Raw genomic sequence first — 25,695 nt, 5'->3', positions numbered from 1 at the left:
AAGATAGTCAACTATTCTAAAATTAGTTCAACAAATCGGTTAAACTGCTAAACAAACAACGTAAATTTCTACTTTTAATTATCCTAGCTTACATTTAACCTTTTTGCCCCAAAACCAATTCGGTCACAAATATACTGTTGGTTTTGACAGTATACAACTAACTCATTCTTAATAAATTGGTAGACCGCTTCTTTTTCATTTTCGGGATATAAGACATGCACGTTGGCGCCAGCATCCAAGGTAAAGCAAACATGGGTGCCAGAACGTTCCCTAAAAGCCCAAATTTTATTGATGATTTCTAGGGTGTTTGGCTTCATTAAAATAAAATATGGGTAACTCGTCATCATCATGGCATGCAAGGTCAGTGCTTCGCTCTCCACAATTTTGATAAACTCTTCTAAGTTTCCACTTTTAAAAACAGATTTAAGTTTCGTTAAATTTTTATGCGCCTGCGCAAAACGTTGGTCGGCAAAAGGGTGGTTGTGCATTAAGTCATGCCCTACGGTGCTACTCACTTGCTTTTCCCCCTTGTCTACCAAGAGAATAGTATCGTGGTAATTTTTGAATATTTCATGAACTGCGTAGGGATATTTGATGCCATACAGGTTAGAACTCCCTTCTGTAGCTGCATGCGCTCCCCATTGTATAATAGCTCCCTGAAGACTTCTACAAGCACTGCCAGAACCCAAGCGCGCTAAAAAGGACGCTTTTTGAATAAAATATACATCTGTCATTTCAGGATTCAGTTCTTTTTCTATCTCCATTATGCAAAGCGCTAGGGCGGACATACCACTTGCTGATGAGGCTATACCACTGCTATGAGGAAAAGAATTAGACGTTTCAATAACAAAATGATAGTCCAGCAAAAACGGCACATAGGTTAGAATACGACCAAAAAAAGTTTCAATCTTAGGCGCAAAGCTAGGTTTTGGCTTTCCCTCAAATAGCAAGTCAAAAGTAAAGTTAGTTCCCCTGCTCTTAAGTTTTTTAAACGCAAGTGTTGTTTTGGTAGCACAAGCATCTAAGGTAAAACTAATAGATGGGTTCGCAGGAATCTGATTCTTCTTCTTTCCCCAGTACTTCACCAAAGCTATATTGCTAGGAGATTTAAAGCCCACTTTACCTTCTTCTTTCAAATCATAATGTGCGGAAGGAACAAAATCTTTTTCGGTCATTAAAACAGTATTTACACAAAGATAGTTTTTAGCTACATCAATAAAAATAATTCCTTATTTTAGAGCTAAACCGCTTTGAGTTGAAAAAGAAACTTATCTATATTATCATCTCTGTTATGCTTTGCCTTGTAATAGGCTTTCTTTCCAGTTTTGCAACACAAAGTTCTGTTAATGATTGGTACTTAACCTTGAACAAACCAAGTTTTAACCCACCGAACTGGTTATTCGCACCCGTATGGACAGTACTTTATATTCTTATGGGTATAGCAGCAGGATGGGTCTGGGGCAAAGGTTTTCATCATAAGTATGTAAAAACGGGCCTTTATCACTTTGGCTTTCAGTTATTACTCAACGCCTTATGGAGTATTGTCTTTTTTGGACTTAAAAGTCCTTTTTACGCACTTTGGGTTATACTGGCACTTTTAATTATGCTTATACTAACCATTAGATGGTTTAAAGTAGTAAGCAAGGTGGCTGCCATTTTACTAATTCCTTACCTCGTGTGGGTTTGTTTTGCTACGCTATTAAATTATAAAATCTGGGAGCTGAATTGATGTTTGATGTTTGATGTTTGATGTTTGATGTTTGATGTTTGATGTTTGATGTTTGATGTTTGATGTTTGATGTTTGATGTTTGATGTTTGATGTTTGATGTTTGATGTTTGATGTTTGATGTTTGATGTTTGATGGTAAAAAAAATAAAATTTCCCGTAAAACTTCGCTAACTACTGGGTTTATTTGTGGCCAGCTCTACAAGCTTTTGCATTGTACGATAATTTCTTGCTGTAGCACTAACATTTAGCTTACGCTCTATACTATGGTTATTCAACCTTGCTTTGCCATAACCATTTTTACAAAGGAGATAAACGCAGTTGTTCAAAATTTTAAATTCTTCGTTTGGGTATTTCATGGATTCAAAAGAAAGCACTTGTTCCTCAGGTGGAATATTAAAAAGAAGTATAAAATAAACCTGGTTGCTTTCTAGATATTTTGAAGCTGTAAAGGGATTATCCGCTAGGATACTTGCAACTTCTTTGGTTAATTTCACTAGCACTGGAACTGTAAACCCAAAACCATCCGCTATAGATTTTTGAATTAGTTGTTCTAATTCGTTTACTGATGCTATCTTACTCTTAAATACAATATTCCCGCTCTGAATATATGTTTTTACATCGTGGAGACCAGCACAGGAAAGTGTTTCTCTGAGTTTTGCCATGGGTACTTTCTTATGACCACCAACATTAATTCCTCTCAAGAAAGCAATATAAACCTGCATTATCCTTATTTTTCTTTTTCTAAATTAGCAATAACACCCTGAGCTGCAATATAAGCAGAGGTCCAAGCATTTTGAAAATTAAAGCCACCAGTAATAGCATCAACATTCATTATCTCCCCCGCAAAATAGAGGTTTGGCTGTAGTTTACTTTGATAGGTCTTAAAGTTAATCTCCTTTAAATCTATCCCTCCAGCCGTTACAAATTCTTCTTTGAAAGTACTTTTACCCGTCACTTGAAAAATTCCACTTGTTAATTGCCCCGCTAAATTTTGAAGTTGCACTTTGGAAACATCGGGCCATGTTTGTGCATCAGCTATCTCGGAAGCCCTTACTAGGTTTTTCCATAATCGTTTTGGAAGATCTAAAACTTTTGTCCGTAGCACGGTCTTACGTTCCGTTTTTTTAATCTCCATGAACAAGGCCAACAATCCATCTTGGTGATACTCTGGCACCCAGTTCACCTGAATTTTAAAATTGTAGTTATAGTCTTTTAAAATTCGTGCACCCCAAGCGGATAATTTTAAGATTGCCGGACCACTCATTCCCCAATGGGTTATAAGTAAGGGGCCTTCCGAAGTAAGTATGGTTTCCTTGTTCTTTTTACCATAAAAATTGCCCTTCCCCTCCCTGTTTTCAAGAACATGAACCTCTGCCATGGTGCTTAGTCCGGGGATATCATCAATTCTTTTATCCTTTATGTTAAACGTAAATAGCGAAGGAACAGGATTAATGATGGTGTGCCCCAAAGCACCTAACATATCCCATACTTTTGGGTTACTTCCCGTGGCCATTATAATTTTCTTGGTTTTGAAAGTAGTTTGTTTCGCCTTAACTAGCCATATGTTGCCCTCTAGTGCCATACTTACTACGGAACTTTTATAATATATATCAATCTTTAATCGTTTTGCTTCGGACAAAAAGCAATCAATTATTGTCTGTGAAGAATCTGTCACAGGAAACATGCGACCATCCTCTTCTATCTTTAAGGATATTCCCCGTTCTTCGAAAAAAGCCACGGTATCACCACTTGCGTAGGTATGAAAAGGTCCTAAAAGTTCCCTTTCTCCTCTAGGATAATTCTTGGAAAGTACTTTTGGGTCGAACTCCGCATGGGTAACATTACACCGACCGCCACCAGAAACTTTTACTTTGGAAAGTACCTCATTGCCTCTTTCGAGTATAGCCACCTTACTTTGGGGACTGTTTTCAGCAATATGGACCGCTGCATAAAAACCTGCCGCACCGCCACCAACCACCAGAACATCATACATTACCGAACTCTTTCTGGGTAATTGGTAATAATACCGTCTACGCCGATTCGCTTCATGGCATCTATATCTGCAGGTTCATTTACCGTCCATGTATATATTTTGAATCCAGCATCTCGGATTTCGTTAGCAACTTCTAGATTTAGATTTTTAAAATAAGGGTTTATCGCCGCCGCATTCAGCTCTTTTGCTACTGGAACGGCATCAGTAGGATCATCCTCTGTCAGAACCGCAATCGCTACCTCTCCGTTCATTTTACGCATTGCTCTTAGCTCATCCCAATTGAAACTAGAAATGATAAAATTTTCTGGAGACCAATTCTTTTCCTTTATATAGTAATCCATAATAAAGTTTACTCTATCTGATGTATTAGCTCCTTTTAACTCTATGTTCAATGCCACCTTATTGTCTATTAACTTTAGTACGTCTTGAAGCATTGGTATCTTATACCCACCGTCCAAGGTTAATCTTTTTAAATCATAGATATTATACTCCTCTATTTTCCCAGGACCATTGGTAAGCCTATCTACCGTATCATCATGAAAGACGACAATTTCACCACTAGCAATTTTAAATACATCTATCTCTATCATATCCACCTCTAAGTCCAACGCTTTTTGGATAGACGCCAAACTATTTTCCGTTTCATGACCCATTGCACCTCGATGACCAATTACCAATGGTTCTTCCATATCGCATGCTGTTACTAAAATGATTACTGCCAGAATTAAAATCTTTCTATACATTCCTTTAATTTTTCAATTCAAAAATATAAGATTCTAATGGATTTAAATGTATATCAATAGTTCCGGTACCATTTTCTACATTTAAATTTTGACTACTTCCATATAAACCGTCCACTAGATTATATGTTCCGCTCTTTAATTTCCATTCACCAATTATTTCTTGGGGTATCTTGAGTTGAAATGTATAGGTTTCATGATTGTCAAAATTTGAAACCACTACTAATTTCTGATTCTTACCCCAACGTACATAAGATAAGACACGATGATTATAATTTTCTGTATGCTCTTTATTGTAGAAATGTATCTCACGGTATTCACCCATCAGGGCCTCACTTTTTATCGTAAAGTTCAATAAACGCTTATAAAAGTCCCGCAATTCTTTTTCGGCATCCGTTGATTGACCCCCGTTAAACTTTTTATCGTTAACCCATCTCTGAAAATTTGGCACACCTATATAATCAAAAATAGAGGTCCTTGTAGGGCTACCAAACCCAGCGTTTTCAGCTCCTGGCTCTCCTACTTCTTGACCAAAATAAATCATGGTAGGCGATGTACTTATGGTCGCCGAAATTACCATTGCCGGTTTTGCTATTTTGGCGTCGCCCACGAAATCTGGGGTAGCAATACGTTGCTCATCATGGTTCTCCAAAAAATGAAGCATGTGATGCTCAATGTCTTCCAAACCTTTCTGAACCACAGGTATATGATCGGTCCATCCGTAACCTTTCATGATGTGTTTTATACTATCATAAAGCTCTACCTTATCATACAAATAATCCATTTTACCTTTTCGAATATAGGCCCTATACAAATCGGGATTATAGACTTCTGCCATAAGAAAAGCATCCGAATTCTTCATTTTGATGCTAGAGTTCATATAGCTCCAAAATTCTACCGGCACCATTTCTGCCATGTCATATCTAAAGCCATCTACTCCAAAATCTAACCAATACAAGGCAATATCCTTGAATTTTTCCCAAGAACTTGGAACGGCTTTATCCTTCCAAAATTCTGTGTGTTCTTCAATTCCTTTTTGTGCAAAATCCTCTGGTAAGGTATCAAAATCAAAAGAACCATCCGCGCGCACTCCATAGTTAATACGAACGGTTTCATACCAATCGTTCATATCTGGCTGTGCCAGTCTAGAACCGTTTCCTGTCCACTTAGCGGGCACTTCAATATATTTTGAATCTGCTAGGCGATGCGTTTCGCCACCAAGTGGTTGGTAGCCATCTCTCCATTGCGGAACCTTGAATTCTTGACCCGGTATGTAATAAAAATTATTATCTCGGTGATACTCCAATGATGTATCGTCCTCCGCTCCAAAATCGGTCACCCCATCAGGATTTGTTTTCCCCTCATAACTTCTAGCGACATGGTTTGGAACAATATCTATGATGACCTTCATCCCTGCGGCATGTGTGCGCTTTACTAAATCTTTGAATTCTTGAAGTCTATTTTCAGGATTTACCGCCAAATCAGGATTAACATTATAATAATCCTTTACTGCATACGGAGATCCGGCCCTTCCTTTTACCACGTCCGGATCGTCATTAGAAACCCCTATTGAGCTATAATCATTTATAACAGCATGATGTGGAACACCTGTATACCAAACATGTGTAATTCCAAGTTCCCTTATCTCTTGTAGTGCATGAGGGGTAAAGTCATCGAATTTACCTACACCGTTCTCCTCAATAGTTCCCCAAGGCTTATTATTGGTGTTGGTATTACCGAAGAGCCTAGTAAAAACCTGATAAACAACTACTTTATTTTTTCCTTCCATTTTTTGATTCAAAGATTTCTGAATTTTGTTTTTACAGGATAAGCTGGCCACAGCCACTAAGCAAAAGAAAAAAAGTATGGCTTGGCGCATCAATTAATATATTAAACGGTTATTGTACTACCTGGAAGTAGCGCTAATCTTTTGCCATTAACACGTATGGACATTTCATCGTCTCCATGGAGCTCAAAACTGGTTTCTTTTTCAGTTACATGTACTTTAATAATTCTATTTCTAAAATTAACCTTAAAAGAATACGCCTTCCATTGCATTGGTATTTGAGGATAAAAAGACAGCTTATCGGCCATCACACGCATTCCTCCAAAGCCCTCTACAATACTCATCCAAGTGCCTGCCATTGAGGTAATATGTAGGCCCTCTTCAACTTCTTTGTTATAGTCATCTAAATCGAGTCTTGACGTCCTTAGATAAAAAGTGTACGCCTGTTCCATCCTACCTAATTTAGCAGCTTGTATACTATGTACGCATGGAGAAAGGGAGGATTCATGTACCGTAAATGGCTCATAGAAATCAAAATGTTTCTCTAAAGATTCCGTAGAAAAGTCCTCCTCAAAAAGATAGAATCCCTGAAGCACATCTGCCTGTTTGATATATGGAGAACGTAAAATTCTGTCCCAGCTCCATTTTTGATTAATTGGCCGCTCCGTTTTCGACAAATCCTTCACTTGAACCAATTCTTTATCTAAGAACCCGTCTTGTTGTAAAAAGACATTATGTTTCTCGGAAAATGGGAAATACATATTATCGGCCACTTCTTTCCAGCTATCAAGCTCTCTATCATTAAGCTTGGTCTTGCCCATGATACGTTTGTAATCGTCTGCATAACCATCATTAACCTTGCCTATTTGTTCTAAGGTGTAGTCTATACACCATTTGGCCAAATAGTTCGTGTACCAGTTATTATTTATATTGTTCTCGTATTCATTAGGTCCGGTTACGCCCAACATGACGTATTTCTTTTTAGCTTCTGAAAAATTGACCCTTTGATGCCAGAATCTTGAAATACCTATGAGGACTTCTAATCCCATTTCCGGTATATAACTGTAATCACCCGTGTATCTGTAGTAATTATAGATTGCAAAAGCAATTGCTCCGTTTCTGTGTATCTCTTCAAAAGTTATTTCCCACTCGTTATGGCATTCCTCGCCATTCATGGTAACCATAGGATATAAAGCCGCACCATTAACAAAACCAAGCTTTTGAGCATTTTCTATGGCCTTATCCAAGTGGTTATATCTGTATTTTAATAATTTACGCGCAACTTTATCATCTTTGGTGGCCATATAAAAAGGAAGACAGTATGCCTCTGTATCCCAATAGGTACTACCCCCATATTTTTCTCCTGTAAACCCTTTAGGACCAATATTTAATCTTGAATCTGTTCCGAGATAAGTTTGGTTCAATTGAAAGATATTAAAACGTATGCCCTGTTGCGCCTTCACATCTCCTTCGATAACAATATCGCTCATTTCCCAAATCTGCGCCCAAGCTTGTTTTTGTTTGTCCATTAAAGCATTAAAACCAAGCTGAGAAGCTTGTTCAAGCACCGCTTTTGCCGCGGCAACCAATGCTGCGGGCTCGTGATTGGTAGAAACAGTATAGCCACCGAACTTATGGAGCTCTACCTTTTCTCCAGATTTTACCTGTTGTTTAAAGCTTTGACTTACCCGTAATTCTTCCTCTGAAATGATTGGCTCAACAGCACTATGGCCATTATTGTGCAGCAGCTGAGACTGCATAAATGTACAGGTCGCAAAATTAGTTTTCATTGTATGCGCTTCAATAAAAGCTTGATTTCCCTGAGAAGATACTCCGGTTGTATTCCAAAACTTGTCATCCCAATTGCTGTCTTCATTTGTAATACTGCTATCCAAATAGGATTCAAAAACCACTTCTGCATCGGAAGAAAGTAAGGTCACTGCGTACTTTATAGCTCCTATCTCATCTATATCCAAACTCAAAAATCGTATAGATTCTACCTTTATCTTAACGTCATTCGGTAGCGTGGCGACAAATTCACGCTTATAATACCCCCCTTTCATGTTAAGTTCCCTTCGATAATCTGAAACGTCCTTGCAGGTATTTAAATCCAGCCCGACTCCATTTACACTTACATTAATACCAATCCAATTGGGAGCATTCAATACTTTGGCGAAATACTCTGGATAACCATTTTTCCACCATCCTACACGTGTTTTATCTGGATAATAAACTCCTGCTATATAGCTTCCTTGAAAAGTATCACCGGAATATGTTTCTTCAAAATTGGCCCTTTGACCCATTGCTCCATTGCCAATACTAAATAAACTTTCTGAAGATTTCACCTGTTCTTTATCAAAACCTTCTTCTATTATTGACCAATTATCGGCCTTTATATAATCTTGATTCATTCCTATAATTTAAAATGACCATTTCCCCATAAAATGGCATATTCATACATTTTGGATACGTTTAAGTGGGATAAACTACGACAAAAGTTTGACTAGGAAATCATCATCGATTTCCGTAAAATCGTTAAAATTAAACTGTGCCTCTGACAATACCTTTTCATCACCTATACCGATGCTTATCATACGTGCGGAGTTTGCAGCTTGAATACCGGCAACGGCATCTTCAAAGACTATACATTTACTAGGTTGTACTCCCAAATTTTCTGCTGCAATCAAAAACACTTCGGGATCTGGTTTTGCTTTGGTAACATTATTACCATCAACAATACTATCAAAAAAAGATAGCAACTTTACCTTTTCCAAAATTGGCCTAGCATTCTTACTGGCTGACCCCAAAGCAATCGGAATATTGTTATCCTTTAAATAGCTCAATACCCTGGGCACATCTGGCAGCACCTCTGATTCGTCCATATTTTCTATATAGGCCAAATAATCTACATTCTTATCTACCATCCAAGTGTCAAATTGCTCCTGAGAGGCAGTTATATTTCCTATATCCAGCAAAATTTCTAAACATCTTTTTCTACTAACACCTTTGAACATTTCATTTTGTTCCTTGGTAAATTCAAATCCTAATTCATTAGCTAGCTTTTTCCAGGCCAAATAATGATATTTGGCAGTATCGACAATTACGCCATCTAAATCGAAAATAAATCCAATTTTTTGCATCTTCTTTTATTGTAAATTAATTGATTGTTGACTCTCGTTTAATTAGGGTTGCAGAAATAACTTCGGTTTGAAAGGGTGCTTCTGTTTCTTCATTATCACTTTCTACCCTATCTATTAAAAGCTTGGCGGCCACTTCTCCCATTTTATCCCCATGTTGGGCAACGGTAGTCAATGTAGGTTTTGAATACCTAGAGAGAATACCATCTGTAAAACCTATAAAAGGAATGTCCTCGGGAATCCTTTTCCCTATACTTTGTACTACGCCCATGCAGTGTATAGCAAAGATTTCATTTACACAGAGAACAGCGTCCACATCTGTACTTTCGAAAAATTCTTTTATATTTTGCTCATCTAAATTCCTATAAGGTAAAGTGAGTACCAAATCTTTACGCAGCGAAAGTCCATTCTTCTCCAGCGCCATGATATAACCTTTTTCTCGACTGGCACTAACATTAAAATAACCATCAGTCGTTACCAACGCTATTCTTTTCTTTCCTATTTTAATTAAAGACTCTACTGCATCGTACGAAATAGCTTCATCATTTAAGACTACCTTATCACAGCTTATTTCATCCGTAACCCTATCGAACAGTACTAACGGAATACCTTGTTCCGTAACTTCTTTCAAATGGTTAAAATCATTTTTCTCTTGTGTCTCTGCGGACAAAGACATAATAAAACCATCTATACTGCCATTAGCAAGCATTTCCATATTAATTACTTCCTTGTCAAAAGATTCATCGGATACGCAGACAATGACATTGTAGCCGCGTTCATTAGCATATTTCTCTATTCCCCTAAAAACGGTAGTAAAAAAATGATGTACGATATCCGGTATAATGACACCGATATTTTTAGTCCTTTTGTTTTTTAAACTGATTGCAATGTTATTAGGCTTGTAATTGTAAAGTTTAGCAAAGGCCTGGATTTTATCCTTGGTATCCCTACTTATTTCATTACTGTTCTTCAGTGCTTTAGAAACGGTTGAAATCGAAACATCCAGCTCTCTGGCGATATGTTTTAAGGTAATTTTTCTTTTCAAGCCGATGGATTTTAAATTATGAGCAATTGCAGTTCTAAAATTCAATATAATTATTAAAGCGTTTAAAAGCCTTAGTTTTTACCGTCATTTTTATTTTAAGTCTGAATGTAGCTAAAAGCTAGCAAAAAAACAGAAAATTAAAATTGTTTATATTTGTCAAAAAATTGCATTTTCATAAATTAGATGCGCTTAAATTAACAATAGAACAATTTAAAGGGTATTGAATTATTGAACTGCCAATTAATAAAAGTTATTAACACGAAAACGGTTTCGTTGTTTTCAAACTTTGTCCTAATACTGTATTAACAACAATTTTACATATTTTTAACTCTTGAAATTTAATTAACTCAACTTAAAACTAAATTTTTATGAAGATTACGCTACTAAAAAGTCTGTTTGCTATAGGGGCCTTTCTGTCCTTTAGTATAGCACAGGCGCAAGAAGTAACCGGAACGGTTTCAGATGCTAGTGGGCCTTTGCCTGGCGCTAGTGTTATTGAGAAAGGAACTACCAACGGTACTCAAACCGATTTTGACGGAAATTATTCCATTGAAGTAGGTAGTGATGCTGTCTTAGTCGTTAGTTATATTGGCTACAAGACCACTGAAGTTGCCGTTAACGGGCAATCAAGTATTAACTTCACGCTAGAGGAAGATGCTCAGGCTTTAGAAGAGGTTGTAATAATAGGTTATGGTACTACTACCGTTAAAGATGCAACTGGTTCGGTAACAGCTGTGACCGCAGAAGACTTCAACGGAGGTGTAATCGCATCACCAGAGCAATTAATCCAAGGGAAGACCGCAGGTGTTAATATTCAGCAAACTAGTGGTGAGCCAGGTGCAGGGATTCAAATTAATATTCGAGGGTCTAACTCTGTTAGAGCAAACAATAGCCCATTATTCGTTGTTGATGGCGTCCCACTCTCAGGAGAAGGCACATCGCCTGCTGGAGACACAGGATTTGGAGACACAGCCCAAAGAAACCCTTTGAATTTCTTGAATCCACAAGATATTGAAAGTATGAGTATCCTTAAAGATGCATCTGCTACAGCAATTTATGGTTCTAGAGGTGCTAATGGTGTTGTAATCATTACTACAAAAAGCGGTAAAACTGGTGGTGAAGGTGTATTTGAATTTGGGTCTAGCCTAAGTGTAGCCAATCCGGCTAATGAGTTTGATTTATTAAATCGCTCGCAATATTTAAGTGCTATATCCCAATTTGGCGGGAATCCAAATGCTGTTGATTTTGGAGGAAATACAGATTGGCAAGACCAGATTTTTAGAACTGCCGTATCTCAAAATCAAAATTTATCCTATTCAAAAAATTATGGAAAAGGAAACGTTAGAGCCACTTTTAGTTATGGCAAGCAATTTGGTGTCGTAGAAAAGACAGATTTAGAGCGTGTCACCGGTAGATTAAATCTTAATCACCGTTTTCTTGACGATAAGTTGATAGTTGGACTCCAAAGTTCTATATCCAGGATTAACGACCAGACTGCACCCTTAGCTGGCACTGCCGGAGCAAGTGGTGATCTTATCGGTGCAGCTTACGCAGCCAATCCTACATGGCCAGCTAGAGCGAGTTTCGAGCCGGACGGAAATCAGCTGAACCCACTAAACTTATTAGATAATAGCCAGAATATTACGAATACAAATCGTTTTCTAATTAATGGTTCTGTTGAATATAAATTTACATCAGAGATTTCGGCCAAATTAAATGCTGGCTGGGATTTCTCTGAGGGATCTAATACTTCCTTGACATCAAGAAATTTATTTAATGTTCCTGATTCAGAAGGTTTTGGTTTTGGTTCTTTTGGGGAACTTGAAAGAAACAATAAGACCATAGAAGCGACCGTAAACTACAATAAAGAATTTGAAAATTCTAATCTGGAAGTATTAGTTGGTTACGCGTATCAAGATTTCCAAACTAGTGGTTTCAACTCTAACGCTAAAGGCTTTACTACTGGTGATTTAAATGAAATGGGAAGGGATTTAAGAGGCGTTGTTAATGATGCGCAAGCAGATATTAATGGTTCTTTTCAGCAATTTTATTATGACAGCAGAACCGCTGGATATTTTGTTAACCGCTTACTGCCAACAGTTGTTGCAGGTGACCCAGTAGCTTCTACCATTAACAAATCTGTAGAATCCGTTGTTTTCGATAATTTCGACAACACTGATGAATTACAGTCTTTTTTCGCAAGAGCTAACTACAGTATTAACAATAAGTATATTTTTACAGGTACCATAAGAGCGGATGGCTCTTCTAGATTTGGTCCTGAAAATCAGTACGGATACTTCCCCTCTGGAGCTTTCGCTTGGAAAATGAGTGAAGAAGATTTTGTAGGCGAAAACGTTTCTACTTTAAAATTACGTTTAAGTGCAGGTATTACTGGTAACCAAGATGGTTTAGGTTATGGGAATTTTGTAGCTAGACAACGTTTTGCTGGAGTTGGTCGAACAACCATTCAGAACGGTACGCTACAAATTAATCCAAACGGACTTGCAATTGTTGCCACGGACGTTCCTGATTTGAAATGGGAAGAATCCTTAAACTTTAACGTTGGTTTAGATTTTGGTTTTAATAACGATAGATTTAGTGGTAGTATAGATATATACAGAACCGAAACATCTGATCTTCTGCTGCAAACACCTCCTGCTGCTCCGGCGGTAGATCCTTTTCAATTTGGTAACGTAGACGCAACAATCTTAAATCAAGGTGCGGAATTAGGTCTTTCCTACGATTTTATTCGGAACGATGATGTTAATTTCTCAGCAGACTTCAATATTGCATACAACTTTAACGAAATTCAGGATTTTGCCGGAATTATCGATTCTGGACCGATTAACGGTCAAGGCTTAACAGGAGCATTTGCGCAACGTTTTGAAGCTGGAAACTCCTTATTTTCTTATTACATGCCTATTTTTGAAGGCTTTGACAGTACAGGAACTCCTATATATCAAGATGTTGATGGTAATGGCGTTGGTGATGCTTTCGGAGACAGAACATACGTTGGTGAAGATGGTTTGCCAGATATTACATCTGGTCTCAGCCTTAACCTTAGAGTCAAAAATTTTGACGCTTCAGCATTTTTCTCTGGACAGTTTGGATTCTCTGTATACAACAATACAGCAAATGGTTACTTTACAGCAGGATCTATAGGTATCTCTCGTAATGTCACCCAAGATGTAGTAACTAGTGGAGAGAGTGCAGGAGCGTCTGCCGACGTTTCCACACGCTTTTTGGAAAAAGGAGATTTTGTACGTTTCCAAAACCTTAGTATTGGTTACAACGTTCCGTTGAGTGGTGAAGGTGTATTAAACACTCTTCGTTTATCAGTAACGGGACAAAACTTATTTTTAATTACTGATTATAGCGGTTTAGATCCTGAGGTAACGACCAACACAGGTACATTAAATAACGCAGGATTACCTTCTAGAGGTATCGATTTTGCGGCATTCCCTAATCCAAGAACTTTTACTTTTGGCGTAAACGCATCATTTTAATAAAAAAAATTGAAAATCATGAAAAAAAGTAGATTAACATTATGTGTACTGGCGGCAATGTCCCTTATAGGCCTGTCTTCCTGTACCGACTTAGAAATTGAAGAAACAGATTCTATTATTAGCACCGGATTTCAAGGATTAGCAGATCCTGCTTCAACAGTAGACGAACTGTACAACCGGTTAAATGGCCAATATGGTGACCAAGCAAACCTATACGCGTTGAGCGAGGTAACCACTGACGCAGCTTTAATCCCAACTAGAGGAGCTGACTGGGGAGATAACGGTCTATGGCGTGTATTACATAGCCATAGTTGGAACGGACAACATCAATTTATCATTACCGTATTTAATCAATTCAATGGTAACCAACTTCTAGCTTCTCAAATTCTAGATTCTAGAAGTAATCCTACACCTAACGATGTTGGGGAAGCGAGCCTAATACGTGCTTTTAGTATGTGGATTATACTAGATTTATATGGTCAAGTACCGTTCAGGGATACGGCACTACCATCATCAACCTTACCAGAAGTACTTACGGGCCAGGCAGCAGTGGATTTCATTCTAACAGATTTAGATGCTGCTATAGCTAATTTACCCAACGTTCCTGCTGGAAGTGGTGAAGCCAACGGTAGAGGAAGCGTTGCCGCTGCAAAATACTTAAAAGCCAAAGTTCTACTAAACAAACATGTTTATTTGGAAACTTCTCCAGATTCTTCTGATATGGCACAAGTTGTATCATTAGTAGATGAAATTGCTAGCGAAGGTTATGGCTTACAAGCCGGATACTTTGATTTATTCAGAGAGGAAGCTGACAACGAAACTATCTGGTCATTAGCCTCTAGTACGGGAAATCGAATTTTTAACGGTTTACATTACAATTCTACGTCTCAGAGTGGAGGAGGATGGAACGGGTTTAGCACACTTGCTGAGTACTACGACCTTTTTGAAGGTGACGAAAACTCTAACCGTTACGATGCGGACGGTGTAACGCCTTTAGATGGACAAGAAGAGCGAAGAGGTGGGGTTCCACCGGTTGGTTTGGCATTTACCGGTGAAGCAGGTACTTTTGATGGTGACGGGGATGGCATACAAGATGGTAGTAATGTTGGTTTTGGATTTTTAATTAATCAACAATTTGCTCCTGATGGCACCCCGTTGAATGACAGACAAGGTGCTCCCTTAACTTTCAAAAGAGATTTTCAAGATGGAACCGGGGCCAGTAGTTTTATAAATAATGACGAAACTACTGGTATTCGAGTAATGAAATATAATCCACGTTTTAATGACAATGGACAAGTAAATCATGAGATTGTCTTCAGATACGCAGATGCACATTTGATGAAAGCTGAAGCAATGTTTCGTAGTGGTGGTGACCCAACTAGTATGGTGAACGAGTTAAGGACTCTTAGAAACGCTACTCCTCTAGGAACAGTTTCCGAGCAAAACCTTATTGATGAAAGAGGACGCGAGTTATTTGCTGAAATCTGGAGAAGAAATGACTTAATACGTTTTAATCAATTTGGAAAAGATTGGTTATTTAAAGATTCCGGTTCTGTTGGAAACGATACGTATAATAAATTTCCCATTCCGCCTGCACAACTGCTGGCTAATCCAAACTTAGTACAGAATCCAGGATATTAATCCTATTTTATTTAAGTGTTTAAAACGAGACCGCTCCAAAGGCGGTCTTGTTTATTTTTGAAGGCTTAGATTTTACTTCTTCAAAATCTAATCGCAAATTAAACCTCAACATGCCAAAATATATACTTACAAAAACACATAATATTAACATCTTATAACAATCCTAATTACTAAAATAAATTGTGTTTTAATTATCTTGCAAGGCTATGTTTTTTAGATTAATGAAAAGGATTTTTTTAGTTATACTAATTTTTGTCACAGGTTTACTAGACTCCTGTAAAAACGAGAAAACAAAGCTATTCGTTAAGGTTAACCCTTCCCATAGCAAAGTAACTTTTGGAAATAGGCTTGAGTCAACTCCTGAGCTTAATATCCTGAACTATATTTACTATTATAATGGTGCTGGTTTAGCAGCAGCAGATTTCAATAATGACGGATTAGAAGATCTTTATTTTGTTTCTAATGAAAATAAAGATGAGTTATACATTAACAAAGGAACGTTAAAATTTAGTGAAGCCACATCAATATCTGGTATTGACAATACAGATGGGTGGACCACAGGAGTAACAGTAGTAGATATTAACAATGATGATTTATTGGATATTTATCTGTGCAAAGTTTCTGGTTATCAAAACCTGAACGGTAAAAATTTACTTTACGTAAATCAAGGTGCGGTAGACGGAGTTCCAACATTTAAGGAAATGGCCGCATCTTATGGTCTAGATTTTTCTGGCTTCTCTACACAAAGTACATTCTTGGACTATGATTTAGATGGGGACTTAGATATGTTTCTTGTCAACCATTCCGTACACCCCAACTTAAATTATGCCAATGGCAATGAAAGGTCCAAACAAAACATGGTTAGCGGTGATAAATTGTTTGAGAATAGGGATGGATATTACATCGATGTAAGTGCATCTGCCAATATTTATCAAGGTAAGATTGGTTACGGTCTAGGTATATCCATAAGTGATGTCAATAATGACTCCTACCCTGATATTTATGTCGGTAATGATTTCTTTGAAAACGACTACCTCTACCTAAATAATGGCGATAAAACTTTTACGGAATCTATATCTACCAATTATAGAAATTTAGGTCATACAACACATTTCTCAATGGGAAACACAATTGCGGATATTAACAACGATGGACTTACTGATATTGTTTCTCTAGATATGCTACCCGAAGATTTAAAAACTTATAAATCCTCAGGAACAGAATTTAGCTACCCTATATATAATAACTACCTAAAAAATGGCTACGCTCCGCAGTTTATGCAAAACACGCTGCATTTAAACTTAGGTCATGGCAAATTCAGTGAAATTGCTTCGCTTTCTAATATTAGTGCTACGGAATGGTCTTGGGGAACACTTTTGGCAGATTTCGATAATGACGGTTACAAAGATATTTATATCACGAACGGGATAAAAGGCGCATCCAACGATATGGATTTTATAAACTTTATAGCTAATGATAATATTCAAAAAAATCTAGCGAATGGAATGGGTGAACAGGAAATGCAATTCATTCAGAAAATGCCTGAAAAAAAAATATCAAACTATTTTTTCAGAAACAACGGAGACTTAACATTTAGCAATACCTCAGAAACATGGAGTACCCCAGAAAAATCGCTCAGTAATGGAACCGCCTATAGTGATTTGGACAATGATGGGGATTTAGATATTATTGTGAACAACGTCAATGGCCAAGCTACTATCTTAGAAAATAAGGGGAATGAGATAAATCCTAAAAACTATATCAAAATACGTTTTAAAGGACCCAATACAAATACTTTTGGTATTGGAGCCGTTACATCTATTTATACACAAAATAAAACTCAGACTTACGAGAATTTCAACACAAAAGGGTATTTATCCTCAACACACCCTATACTGAACATAGGACTTGGAGAAACGAAACGCGTAGATTCTATTCAAGTAAAATGGCCAAACGGCTTTTGCGAAACTTTAAAAGAAGTAGCTGCCAATCAAGAAATTACAGTGCATTTCAAGAATGCGGTGAAAAATAACCCCATCAGAAAGAATCCTCTAAAATCTCCGTATGCGCACAACAAGATAAATTTCAAGCATAAAGATGGTAATTCTATTGAGTTTTACAGGGACCCCTTAATACCCTATTCCAATACCAACGAGGGTCCTTCGGTGAGTATTGAAGACATTAATTCAGATGGCCTAGAAGACATCTTCGTTGGTGGCGCAAAACAACAAGCCTCTGCCCTATTCATACAAAGTAATGAAGGTGAGTTTATACTAAAACAACCAGAACTTTTTGACGCGGACAAAGTGAATGAGGATGTTGGCCAACAATTTTTTGATGCTAACGGCGATGGCTTTCTTGACGTATTAGTAGTAAGTGCTGGAAATGAGTTTAAAAAAGGACCAAGCCTGCAACCTAGACTTTATTTAAATAAGGATGGACAATTTCAAAAAGATACTACTACCTTTAAAAATGTTGAAATTAATGCGTCTACCGTAAAGTCTTGGGATATGGACAATGATGGGGATTTGGATATTCTTATCACTGCTGATGCCGTACCATGGGAATTTGGATTAAGCCCAAAACAATTTATTTTTCAAAATGATGGTGCAGCTAACTTCACGGACGTTACCGAAAAGAAATCCGCAGCATTAAGAGACTTAGGTAATGTTAAAGATGTAGCCATTTTAGACTTGGACGGAAACGGCTTTAAAGATTTAATATTCGTGGGCCACTGGATGCCTATAACTATTTTCATGAATGACGGTGTGGCCCTCACAAAAAGAGTTGATGATAGTTTAGCATATTCAAACGGACTTTGGAACGCTATTAAAACCAATGATTTGGACAACGATGGTGATCAAGATTTTATAGTGGGTAATTGGGGAGAGAACAGCAAACTAAATGCCTCGTTACAAAAACCGCTAAATCTTTACAAAGCGGATATTGATAAAAATGGAAGTATGGAAACTATTATTTCCTATTATCATAAAAATACGGAAACTGTATTGGCTTCGAAAGATGAGCTAACCAAACAAATACCTTCACTGAATAAAAAATATCTTTCCTATGCAGACTTTGGTGCAGCAAGTTTTAATGAGCTCTTTCCTAAAGAAATATTAGAGACGGGCTTTCAAAAATCAGTTTATGAATTGTCTTCTTGTTACTTTGAAAACTTAGGAAACGGACAGTTCAAAAAACATCCGTTACCCAAGATCGCCCAAATCTCTACAGTACAGGATATTCTCATTGAAAACGAACCAAAAAAAACTATAATTCTCGTGGGCAATAATTATGAAATTAGTACCCAACTAGGTAGGATGGATGCCTCCCATGGTATAATTTTACATCCCTTGAGCAACGACCCGTTTAAAAGTAGCGACCACGACTACTTAGGAGTCACTGGTGCTGCCAGAAGTATTGGAAAAATTAAAATCAAGAACAAAGAGAACTATGTTATCTCAAGAAATAACGACAGTTTATTCTTTGTTTCAAAAGAGCATTTATGATGAAAAGGAAAATTATAATACATCGTATTACGTTTACCATAGCCGTAAAGTTACTTTTTCTTGCTTGTAATGACAGTACCGTATCAGACACTGAAAAGTCTACTTCTCAAAAAGAAACTTTATTTACACTACTGTCTCCAGATGATACGGGGATATCATTTATTAACCAAGTAGAGAATAGCAAGGCTTTTAATATTTTCAAGTATAGAAATTTCTATAACGGCGGTGGTGTTGCTCTAGGTGATATTAATAATGATGGCCTAACGGATGTTTTTCTTACCGGAAACAAAGAACCTAATAAGCTTTACCTTAACAAGGGTGATTTAAAGTTTGAAGATATCTCTGAAATAGCGGGCATCAAAGGAAACAAACCTTGGTCTACGGGAGTAGTAATGGCAGACATTAATAATGATGGGTTTCTTGATATTTATGTGAGTAATGCCGGCAATATGGAAGGCAACAATCACGACAACGATTTATATATCAATAATGGCGACCTTTCTTTTACCGAAAATGCTGCAGCCTACAACTTGGCCGAAACCGGTTTCTCTACCCACGCTTCTTTCTTTGATTATGATAAGGATGGCGATTTGGACGCCTATATCTTAAATAACAGTAATATTCCGGTCAGTAGTCTAGGATATGCTGAACAACGAGAAGTTAGAGCTCAAGATTGGGAGGGCGTGCCAGCAATTTTTAGGGGCGTGGGTGATATGCTACTTCGAAATGATGATGGCAAATTTGTTGATGTAAGTGAAAAATCCGGTATTTATGGTAGCCTTATCGGTTTTGGCCTGGGCGTAATGGTTATGGATATCAATGAAGATTTATATCCGGACATCTATGTTTCCAACGACTTTTACGAAAGAGATTACCTCTACATAAACAACCAAGACGGGACTTTCCATGAGGAAATTCAAAAATGGACCAATCATTTAAGTCTTTCCGCTATGGGTATTGATATGGCAGATATCAATAATGATGGGCTCACTGATATTTTCATTACAGATATGCTTCCAGAACCCGACCAAAGGGTGAAATCTGTAATGGAATTTGAAAGTTACAATGTTTTTAAACTAAAACAGAGTAAAGATTTTCACCAACAATATATTCAGAATACACTTCAATTGAATAACGGCAATGGTTCGTTTTCTGAAATAGCATATTACAGCGGTGTTGAAGCTACGGACTGGAGTTGGGCGGGTCTCCTTTTTGACATGGACAATGATGGACTAAAAGACATCTACATTACCAATGGAATAAACCATGATTTGACAGATTTGGATTTTGTTGATTTTTTCGCCAATGAAATTATCCAGAAAATGGCTCTTACTGGAAGAAAGGAATCCATTGATTCCATCATCAACAAAATGCCCGTAACGCCACTACCTAACTATGCCTATAGGAATAATGGCGATATTACCTTTAGTAACGCTAACGAAGATTGGGGTTTTGAAATTCCGAGTAGGTCAAACGGTGCGGCATATGGTGATTTGGACAATGACGGAGATTTAGATTTAGTAGTGAACAATGTAAACATGGAAACCTTCGTCTATCGGAATAACACGGAAAGTTTAAAAGACCATAATTATATAAAACTGAATTTTAAAGGAGCGGACGGTAATCTATTCGGTATAGGAACGGTAGTAAAGCTTTACTTCAAAAATCAAATCATCAATCAAACTGTAATGCCGTCAAGAGGTTTTCAGTCTTCTATAGAATATCCAATGACTATTGGCCTAGGAAATGAAACTAAAATTGATTCTATACGAGTAATCTGGCCAGATGATGCCACACAAAAACTACAGCATATTACTGTAAATAAAACACTTGTTCTAGATTATAAAGATGCTGAAAGTACCTATAAGGTTTTAGCACCGGAGAAACTAAATCCGCTTTTAACCGAGGTGAAAAATAGTTCGCTTTTAGCGCATAAAGAAAATAATTATAATGACTTTGACAACGAAGGACTTATTTACCATTCCCTTGCCCAAGAGGGTCCTGGCGTGGCTGTAGGAGATGTGAACGGAGATGGAAACGATGATATCTTTGTTGGAGGTGCAAAAAACCAAACAGCAAGTCTATACCTGCACAGCGGCAATGGGAAACTTAAAAAGCCTATTACATCCTACTTTGAAAAAGATGCGGGTTTTGAAGATACCGCGGCTACTTTATTTGATGCTGATAACGATGGAGACATGGATTTAATTGTGGGAAGTGGTGGAAATGAAATAGGTATGCAGCATACCTATGGAGTCCGTCTTTATTTAAACGACGGTAAGGGCAATTTCACTAAATCAGCTAACAATCTCCCATCAGCAAATAAGAACGTGTCTGTCATTACTGCTACGGATTTTAATAATGACGGCCATATTGATGTGTTCATTGGTTCTAGAAGTGTTGTTGGAACCTATGGCGTAGATCCGGACCATGTGTTGCTAGGAAATAATGGAGATGGTACATTTTCTGATATTACAGAAAAGTCTGCCTATGATTTAAGAAACGCAGGTATGATTACTGATGCAAAATGGGTAGATATTGATGATGATGGTAAAAAAGACCTTATAACCGTATCCGATTGGGGAACACCCAAAATATTTAAGAATTCTGGGCGTAGACTAAGCAAACAGGGCACCAATTTAGATAGCCTACATGGTTGGTGGGGAGCTGTAAAGGCCGAGGATTTAGATAATGATGGGGATTTGGATTTAGTTCTGGGAAACTCGGGAAGTAATCTACATTACAAGCCAAAGGAAGGGCAACCCATGAAAATGTGGGTAAACGATTTTGATAATGATGGCACCATAGAACAGATTGTTACTCAAAACTATGATAACGGAGATTATCCGCTACATCAAAAGAAAGACTTAACTGGACAAATACTTGCCCTAAAAAAAGAAAATATAAAAGCGTCAGAATATGCTAAAAAAACCATTGACGAACTGTTTTCCAAAGAAGTCATTTCCAATACCATAGTACGAGAAGCTTCCATTTCGGAATCTGTACTAGCTATCAATGAAGGAAGTGGTCAATATAGAATTAAAATACTACCACCTCAGGTTCAATTCTCCTGTATTTGTGGCATCGAATGTACAGATATAAACAACGACGGTATATTAGATCTTATTATGGCCGGGAATAACTTTGAGTTTAAACCTCAATTTTCAAGATTAGATGCTAACTATGGTAATGTATTGTTAGGTGATGGTGCGCTGGATTTTACTTGGCAAAACTATGATGTAAGTGGTTTTTTCATAAGAGACGAAGTAAAGCACTTAGAACTATTCAAGGACAAATCCGGTAGTTCATTCCTTTTTGCAGCAATAAATGATAAGCAACCTAAAATTTACACTTTAAATGAAAAGTAAACTTATGGGACTGCTCTTGATTTTATCGGCCATTGCTTGCAATGACAGCAAAGGTGATGTATTTCAAAAGCATACAGCGGAAGAAACGGGCATAACTTTTTCAAATGACCTAAAGGAATCCAATGACCTGAATATTCTGGATTACCTGTATTTTTATAATGGTGGAGGCGTTGCCATTGGTGATATCAACAACGATGAACTACCGGACATATTCTTTTCCGGAAACCAAGTTGCTAATAAACTATATCTCAATAAGGGAAATTTTTTATTCGAGGATATCTCTGAAAAAGCAGGAATTTCCGGAAAAAGCACCTGGAACACTGGGGCTGTAATGGGAGATGTTAACGGAGACGGACTTTTAGATATTTACGTCTGCGCTGTAGTAGGCTTAAACGGTTTTAATGGGCACAATGAGCTATTTATAAATAAAGGTGATGGTACTTTCAGGGAAGAAGCATCAAAACATGGTCTGGATTTTGAATCCTACAGCTCGTCCGCAGCTTTTTTAGATTACGATTTAGATGGCGATTTGGACATGTACTTGCTAAACCATGCTGTACATACTCCGGAATCATTTGGCAAAGCAGACCTTAGATACCAAAGAAATTACGAAACCGGAGATAAATTACTACGAAACGATAATGGAAAATTTACAGATGTTAGTGAAGAAGCAGGAATTTACGGCGGCATTAACGGCTATGGGCTAGGTATTGCCATTTCCGATTTTAATACGGATGGTTACCCCGATATATTTATTGGTAATGATTTTCACGAAGATGATTACTATTACCTGAACAATGGAAATGGCACTTTTAAGGAATCGCTTAGGGAATATTTTGGACACACCTCCCGGTTTTCTATGGGTAGTGATGTTGCAGACATAAATCATGATGGCCTACCAGACCTCATTTCTTTAGATATGTTACCATTTGAAGAAAAAGTACTGAAATCTTCCGAGGGTGACGATAATATACAGGTGCAACGACTAAGAACGGGAAATTACGGTTACCATTATCAATTTACCCGCAATATGCTCTATCTCAACCAACCGGACGGGAAATTTACGGAAACCGCATTACAAAGCGGTATCGCGGCAACCGACTGGAGTTGGAGCGCGCTATTTGCCGATTATAATCAAGATGGGGAACAAGACCTCTTTATCAGTAATGGTATTCCAAAACGACCAAACGACTTAGACTACATCAACTTTGTATCTAATGATAATATTAAAAACAAAATAAATAATACCAATCTCGTAGACCAAAAAGCTTTAGAACTAATGCCATCCGGGGCTGTATCAAACAGGATTTTCAAAGGCAATTCTAATTTGCTTTTTGATGATAAATCCGATGATTGGATCCCTAAGGATACCTTAGTTTCTGGTGCAACCGCATACGCTGATTTAGATAATGACGGTGATCTAGACCTTGTAACCAATAATTTAAATGCGCATCCTACCATACTAGAAAACCGGACTAACGAAAAGGGAAATTATCTTAAACTCCGTTTACAGTACCAAGGTAAAAACAAGTATGGTATTGGGACAAAGGTACTTTCATATGCCGGAGGCAGGCAACAGGTTAAAGAGCTATTTACCGTAAGAGGTTTTCAATCCTCCTCCCAACCTATAATTCATTTTGGATATGGAGATATTACAGCTATCGATTCCTTGAAGATTATTTGGCCGGACAAAAGCTATCAAGTCGTTAAAAGTGTGAAGGTTAATCAAACACTACTAGTTAACTATGCAAATACATTGGCTTATGATTATAGCTCGGTCAAAACAAAAAACACTATAATTTTCGAAAAAGTACCCGGCCAATTAGGCATAAACTTTACTCATAAAGAAGACGTTTATACCGATTTTAATCGCCAAAAACTTATCCCTTATCAAATATCGGATAGAGGCCCCGCCACCAGTATTGGCGATATGAATAATGATGGTAAAGCCGACATTTTCTTTGGAGGCTCCAAATACATTCCCTCTAAAGTATTTATACAAAGAGACAGCTCGTTTCAACCCGTTGCCATAAATTCCATTTATAAAGATTCCATCAAAGAAGATGTTGTTTCCGTTCTAGTGGATTTCGATAATGATTCCAGAAATGAGCTCTTTATCGGCACTGGTGGTGCAGATTTCTATAATAAAATGGCACCCCTGACAAATTCATATTATTCCACAAAAGACTCAATTTATAGTCAAATAGCTATTGAAAAAACTTATGAGAATGCGTCCGTACTAATTCCTATTGACTATGATGGGGATGGTGATTTAGACCTCTTTGTAGGCAATCAATCTATTTCTGCTGATTTTGGAAAGTTACCAGATTCATACCTCCTTACCAACACTAACGGTAAATTGATTTTGGATGAACAAAACACATTCAAAAAGTTGGGAATGCTTACAGATGGTATTGCGGATGATATAGATGATGATGGTGATTTGGATTTAGTTCTAACAGGAGAGTGGATGCAACCTACCTTTCTCCGAAACGATAATGGTAAATTCTTAGACCATACGCCCATTGAAGATGAAAATTTAAAAGGGTTATGGCAAAGTATCACGGCTTTTGATATTGATGAGGATGGTGACACCGATTATCTTCTAGGCAACTGGGGTGATAATTCCAAGTTCCAAGCAAGTACTGACCACCCTATGCGCATGTATTATGGGGATTTTGATGCTAACGGTGCCACCGAAACGATTGTTACTATCTTTAAAAATGATGCTTATTACCCCTTGGATGGCCTTAATGAACTTGCAGGACAAATGGTGTCCCTTCGTAAAAAATTTACCTCCTATGCCTCATTTGGCGGCAAGAATATTACAGAAATCCTTGATAAAAAAACCATTGCCGCAGCTAAGGTATTAGATATAGCTGTGTTAAAATCCGGATACTTAAGTAACGATAATGGGCTGTTTTCATTTATTCCTTTTAATTTTGAACTACAAACCGCTCCAATAACGGATTTTTTAGTTTTTGATTTTGATAATAACGGAAAGGATGAAGTTTTGGTAGGCGGTAATTATTTTGGAGTAAAACCCTTCCATGGTAGGTACGATTCCTTTCCAGGAGCGCTTATAAAAACAAACAAGGATATAACACTGGGTAATACATTAGGACTAGATTTTATGTCCAAATCGGTAAGACACTTAAACATTTTGGAATTTAACGATGCCTCATACCTTTTAGTAACCATGAACAATGCAGATGCGCAGGTTTATAGAATTGATAAATAA

At 37.4% G+C, this 25,695-nt stretch carries 14 protein-coding genes; 6 read left to right on the top strand and 8 right to left on the bottom strand.

Annotated features, from left to right (window positions below):
• Positions 1 to 83 precede the first annotated feature (83 nt).
• Positions 84 to 1,175, bottom strand: coding sequence for a diphosphomevalonate/mevalonate 3,5-bisphosphate decarboxylase family protein (locus tag SJY09_RS15995; RefSeq protein ID WP_396636706.1), 1,092 nt, complete (start codon positions 1,173 to 1,175; stop codon positions 84 to 86).
• A gap of 80 nt (positions 1,176 to 1,255) precedes the next feature.
• On the opposite strand from SJY09_RS15995, the gene SJY09_RS15990 reads away from it, so the two are divergent.
• Positions 1,256 to 1,729: a TspO/MBR family protein gene (locus tag SJY09_RS15990; protein WP_396636705.1), complete on the top strand. Its 474-nt coding sequence runs from the start codon at positions 1,256 to 1,258 to the stop codon at positions 1,727 to 1,729.
• 167 nt (positions 1,730 to 1,896) lie between these two features.
• Here SJY09_RS15990 and SJY09_RS15985 read toward each other — a convergent pair whose 3' ends face one another.
• The 7 genes from SJY09_RS15985 to SJY09_RS15955 all read right to left on the bottom strand — a co-directional run bounded on the left by SJY09_RS15985 (position 1,897) and on the right by SJY09_RS15955 (position 10,430).
• Entirely contained in the window at positions 1,897 to 2,451 is a 555-nt protein-coding gene (locus SJY09_RS15985) for a DUF1697 domain-containing protein (protein ID WP_396636704.1), read from the bottom strand.
• A 5-nt stretch (positions 2,452 to 2,456) separates the two neighbouring features.
• Positions 2,457 to 3,722 (bottom strand): NAD(P)/FAD-dependent oxidoreductase, encoded by a 1,266-nt coding sequence (locus SJY09_RS15980; protein WP_396636703.1) that lies wholly within the window; start codon positions 3,720 to 3,722, stop codon positions 2,457 to 2,459.
• On the bottom strand, positions 3,722 to 4,465 hold the full coding sequence (locus SJY09_RS15975) for a glycerophosphodiester phosphodiesterase (RefSeq protein WP_396636702.1): 744 nt from the start codon (positions 4,463 to 4,465) through the stop codon (positions 3,722 to 3,724). Before SJY09_RS15975 ends, SJY09_RS15980 begins: the two co-directional genes overlap by 1 nt.
• 4 nt (positions 4,466 to 4,469) lie before the next feature.
• Positions 4,470 to 6,341, bottom strand: coding sequence for an alpha-amylase family glycosyl hydrolase (locus SJY09_RS15970; protein ID WP_396636701.1), 1,872 nt, complete (start codon positions 6,339 to 6,341; stop codon positions 4,470 to 4,472).
• Between the two features lie 11 nt (positions 6,342 to 6,352).
• A complete protein-coding gene (locus SJY09_RS15965) occupies positions 6,353 to 8,659 on the bottom strand; it encodes a glycoside hydrolase family 65 protein (RefSeq protein ID WP_396636700.1) in 2,307 nt (768 codons plus the stop codon).
• Between the two features lie 75 nt (positions 8,660 to 8,734).
• Positions 8,735 to 9,388 (bottom strand): beta-phosphoglucomutase, encoded by a 654-nt coding sequence (gene pgmB, locus SJY09_RS15960; RefSeq protein ID WP_396636699.1) that lies wholly within the window; start codon positions 9,386 to 9,388, stop codon positions 8,735 to 8,737.
• A gap of 16 nt (positions 9,389 to 9,404) precedes the next feature.
• Positions 9,405 to 10,430 carry a LacI family DNA-binding transcriptional regulator gene (locus tag SJY09_RS15955; RefSeq protein ID WP_396636698.1) on the bottom strand — a complete coding sequence of 342 codons (1,026 nt, stop codon included), beginning with the start codon at positions 10,428 to 10,430 and terminating at the stop codon, positions 9,405 to 9,407.
• 368 nt (positions 10,431 to 10,798) lie between these two features.
• Here SJY09_RS15955 and SJY09_RS15950 point away from each other — a divergent pair, with 368 nt between their 5' ends.
• The 5 genes from SJY09_RS15950 (at position 10,799) to SJY09_RS15930 (ending at position 25,695) form a co-directional block, all read left to right on the top strand.
• Complete coding sequence (locus tag SJY09_RS15950) at positions 10,799 to 13,936, top strand: SusC/RagA family TonB-linked outer membrane protein (RefSeq protein WP_396636697.1); 3,138 nt, start codon at positions 10,799 to 10,801, stop codon at positions 13,934 to 13,936.
• Positions 13,937 to 13,954: 18 nt separating this feature from the next.
• On the top strand, positions 13,955 to 15,577 hold the full coding sequence (locus SJY09_RS15945; RefSeq protein ID WP_396636696.1) for a RagB/SusD family nutrient uptake outer membrane protein: 1,623 nt from the start codon (positions 13,955 to 13,957) through the stop codon (positions 15,575 to 15,577).
• Between the two features lie 221 nt (positions 15,578 to 15,798).
• Complete coding sequence (locus SJY09_RS15940) at positions 15,799 to 19,086, top strand: VCBS repeat-containing protein (protein WP_396636695.1); 3,288 nt, start codon at positions 15,799 to 15,801, stop codon at positions 19,084 to 19,086.
• Complete coding sequence (locus SJY09_RS15935; protein ID WP_396638645.1) at positions 19,086 to 22,454, top strand: VCBS repeat-containing protein; 3,369 nt, start codon at positions 19,086 to 19,088, stop codon at positions 22,452 to 22,454. Before SJY09_RS15940 ends, SJY09_RS15935 begins: the two co-directional genes overlap by 1 nt.
• The gene (locus SJY09_RS15930) at positions 22,444 to 25,695 is read left to right on the top strand and encodes a CRTAC1 family protein (RefSeq protein WP_396636694.1); all 3,252 of its coding nucleotides are present in this window, start codon (positions 22,444 to 22,446) and stop codon (positions 25,693 to 25,695) included. The genes SJY09_RS15935 and SJY09_RS15930 overlap by 11 nt, the downstream gene beginning before the upstream one ends.

This window comes from Maribacter sp. R77961 (genome assembly GCF_044594925.1).
Lineage (GTDB): Bacteria > Bacteroidota > Bacteroidia > Flavobacteriales > Flavobacteriaceae > Maribacter.
This window is presented reverse-complemented; position numbering and strand designations above follow the sequence as displayed.

Bases quoted from the DNA above. Each gene is read 5' to 3' on its own strand.
- SJY09_RS15995 (WP_396636706.1), bottom strand. From the start codon at position 1,175: ATGACCGAAAAAGATTTTGTTCCTTCCGCACATTATGATTTGAAAGAA.
- SJY09_RS15985 (WP_396636704.1), bottom strand. From the start codon at position 2,451: ATGCAGGTTTATATTGCTTTCTTGAGAGGAATTAATGTTGGTGGTCAT.
- SJY09_RS15980 (WP_396636703.1), bottom strand. From the start codon at position 3,722: ATGTATGATGTTCTGGTGGTTGGTGGCGGTGCGGCAGGTTTTTATGCA.
- SJY09_RS15975 (WP_396636702.1), bottom strand. From the start codon at position 4,465: ATGTATAGAAAGATTTTAATTCTGGCAGTAATCATTTTAGTAACAGCA.
- SJY09_RS15970 (WP_396636701.1), bottom strand. From the start codon at position 6,341: ATGCGCCAAGCCATACTTTTTTTCTTTTGCTTAGTGGCTGTGGCCAGC.
- SJY09_RS15965 (WP_396636700.1), bottom strand. From the start codon at position 8,659: ATGAATCAAGATTATATAAAGGCCGATAATTGGTCAATAATAGAAGAA.
- pgmB (WP_396636699.1), bottom strand. From the start codon at position 9,388: ATGCAAAAAATTGGATTTATTTTCGATTTAGATGGCGTAATTGTCGAT.
- SJY09_RS15950 (WP_396636697.1), top strand. From the start codon at position 10,799: ATGAAGATTACGCTACTAAAAAGTCTGTTTGCTATAGGGGCCTTTCTG.
- SJY09_RS15945 (WP_396636696.1), top strand. From the start codon at position 13,955: ATGAAAAAAAGTAGATTAACATTATGTGTACTGGCGGCAATGTCCCTT.
- SJY09_RS15940 (WP_396636695.1), top strand. From the start codon at position 15,799: ATGAAAAGGATTTTTTTAGTTATACTAATTTTTGTCACAGGTTTACTA.
- SJY09_RS15935 (WP_396638645.1), top strand. From the start codon at position 19,086: ATGAAAAGGAAAATTATAATACATCGTATTACGTTTACCATAGCCGTA.
- SJY09_RS15930 (WP_396636694.1), top strand. From the start codon at position 22,444: ATGAAAAGTAAACTTATGGGACTGCTCTTGATTTTATCGGCCATTGCT.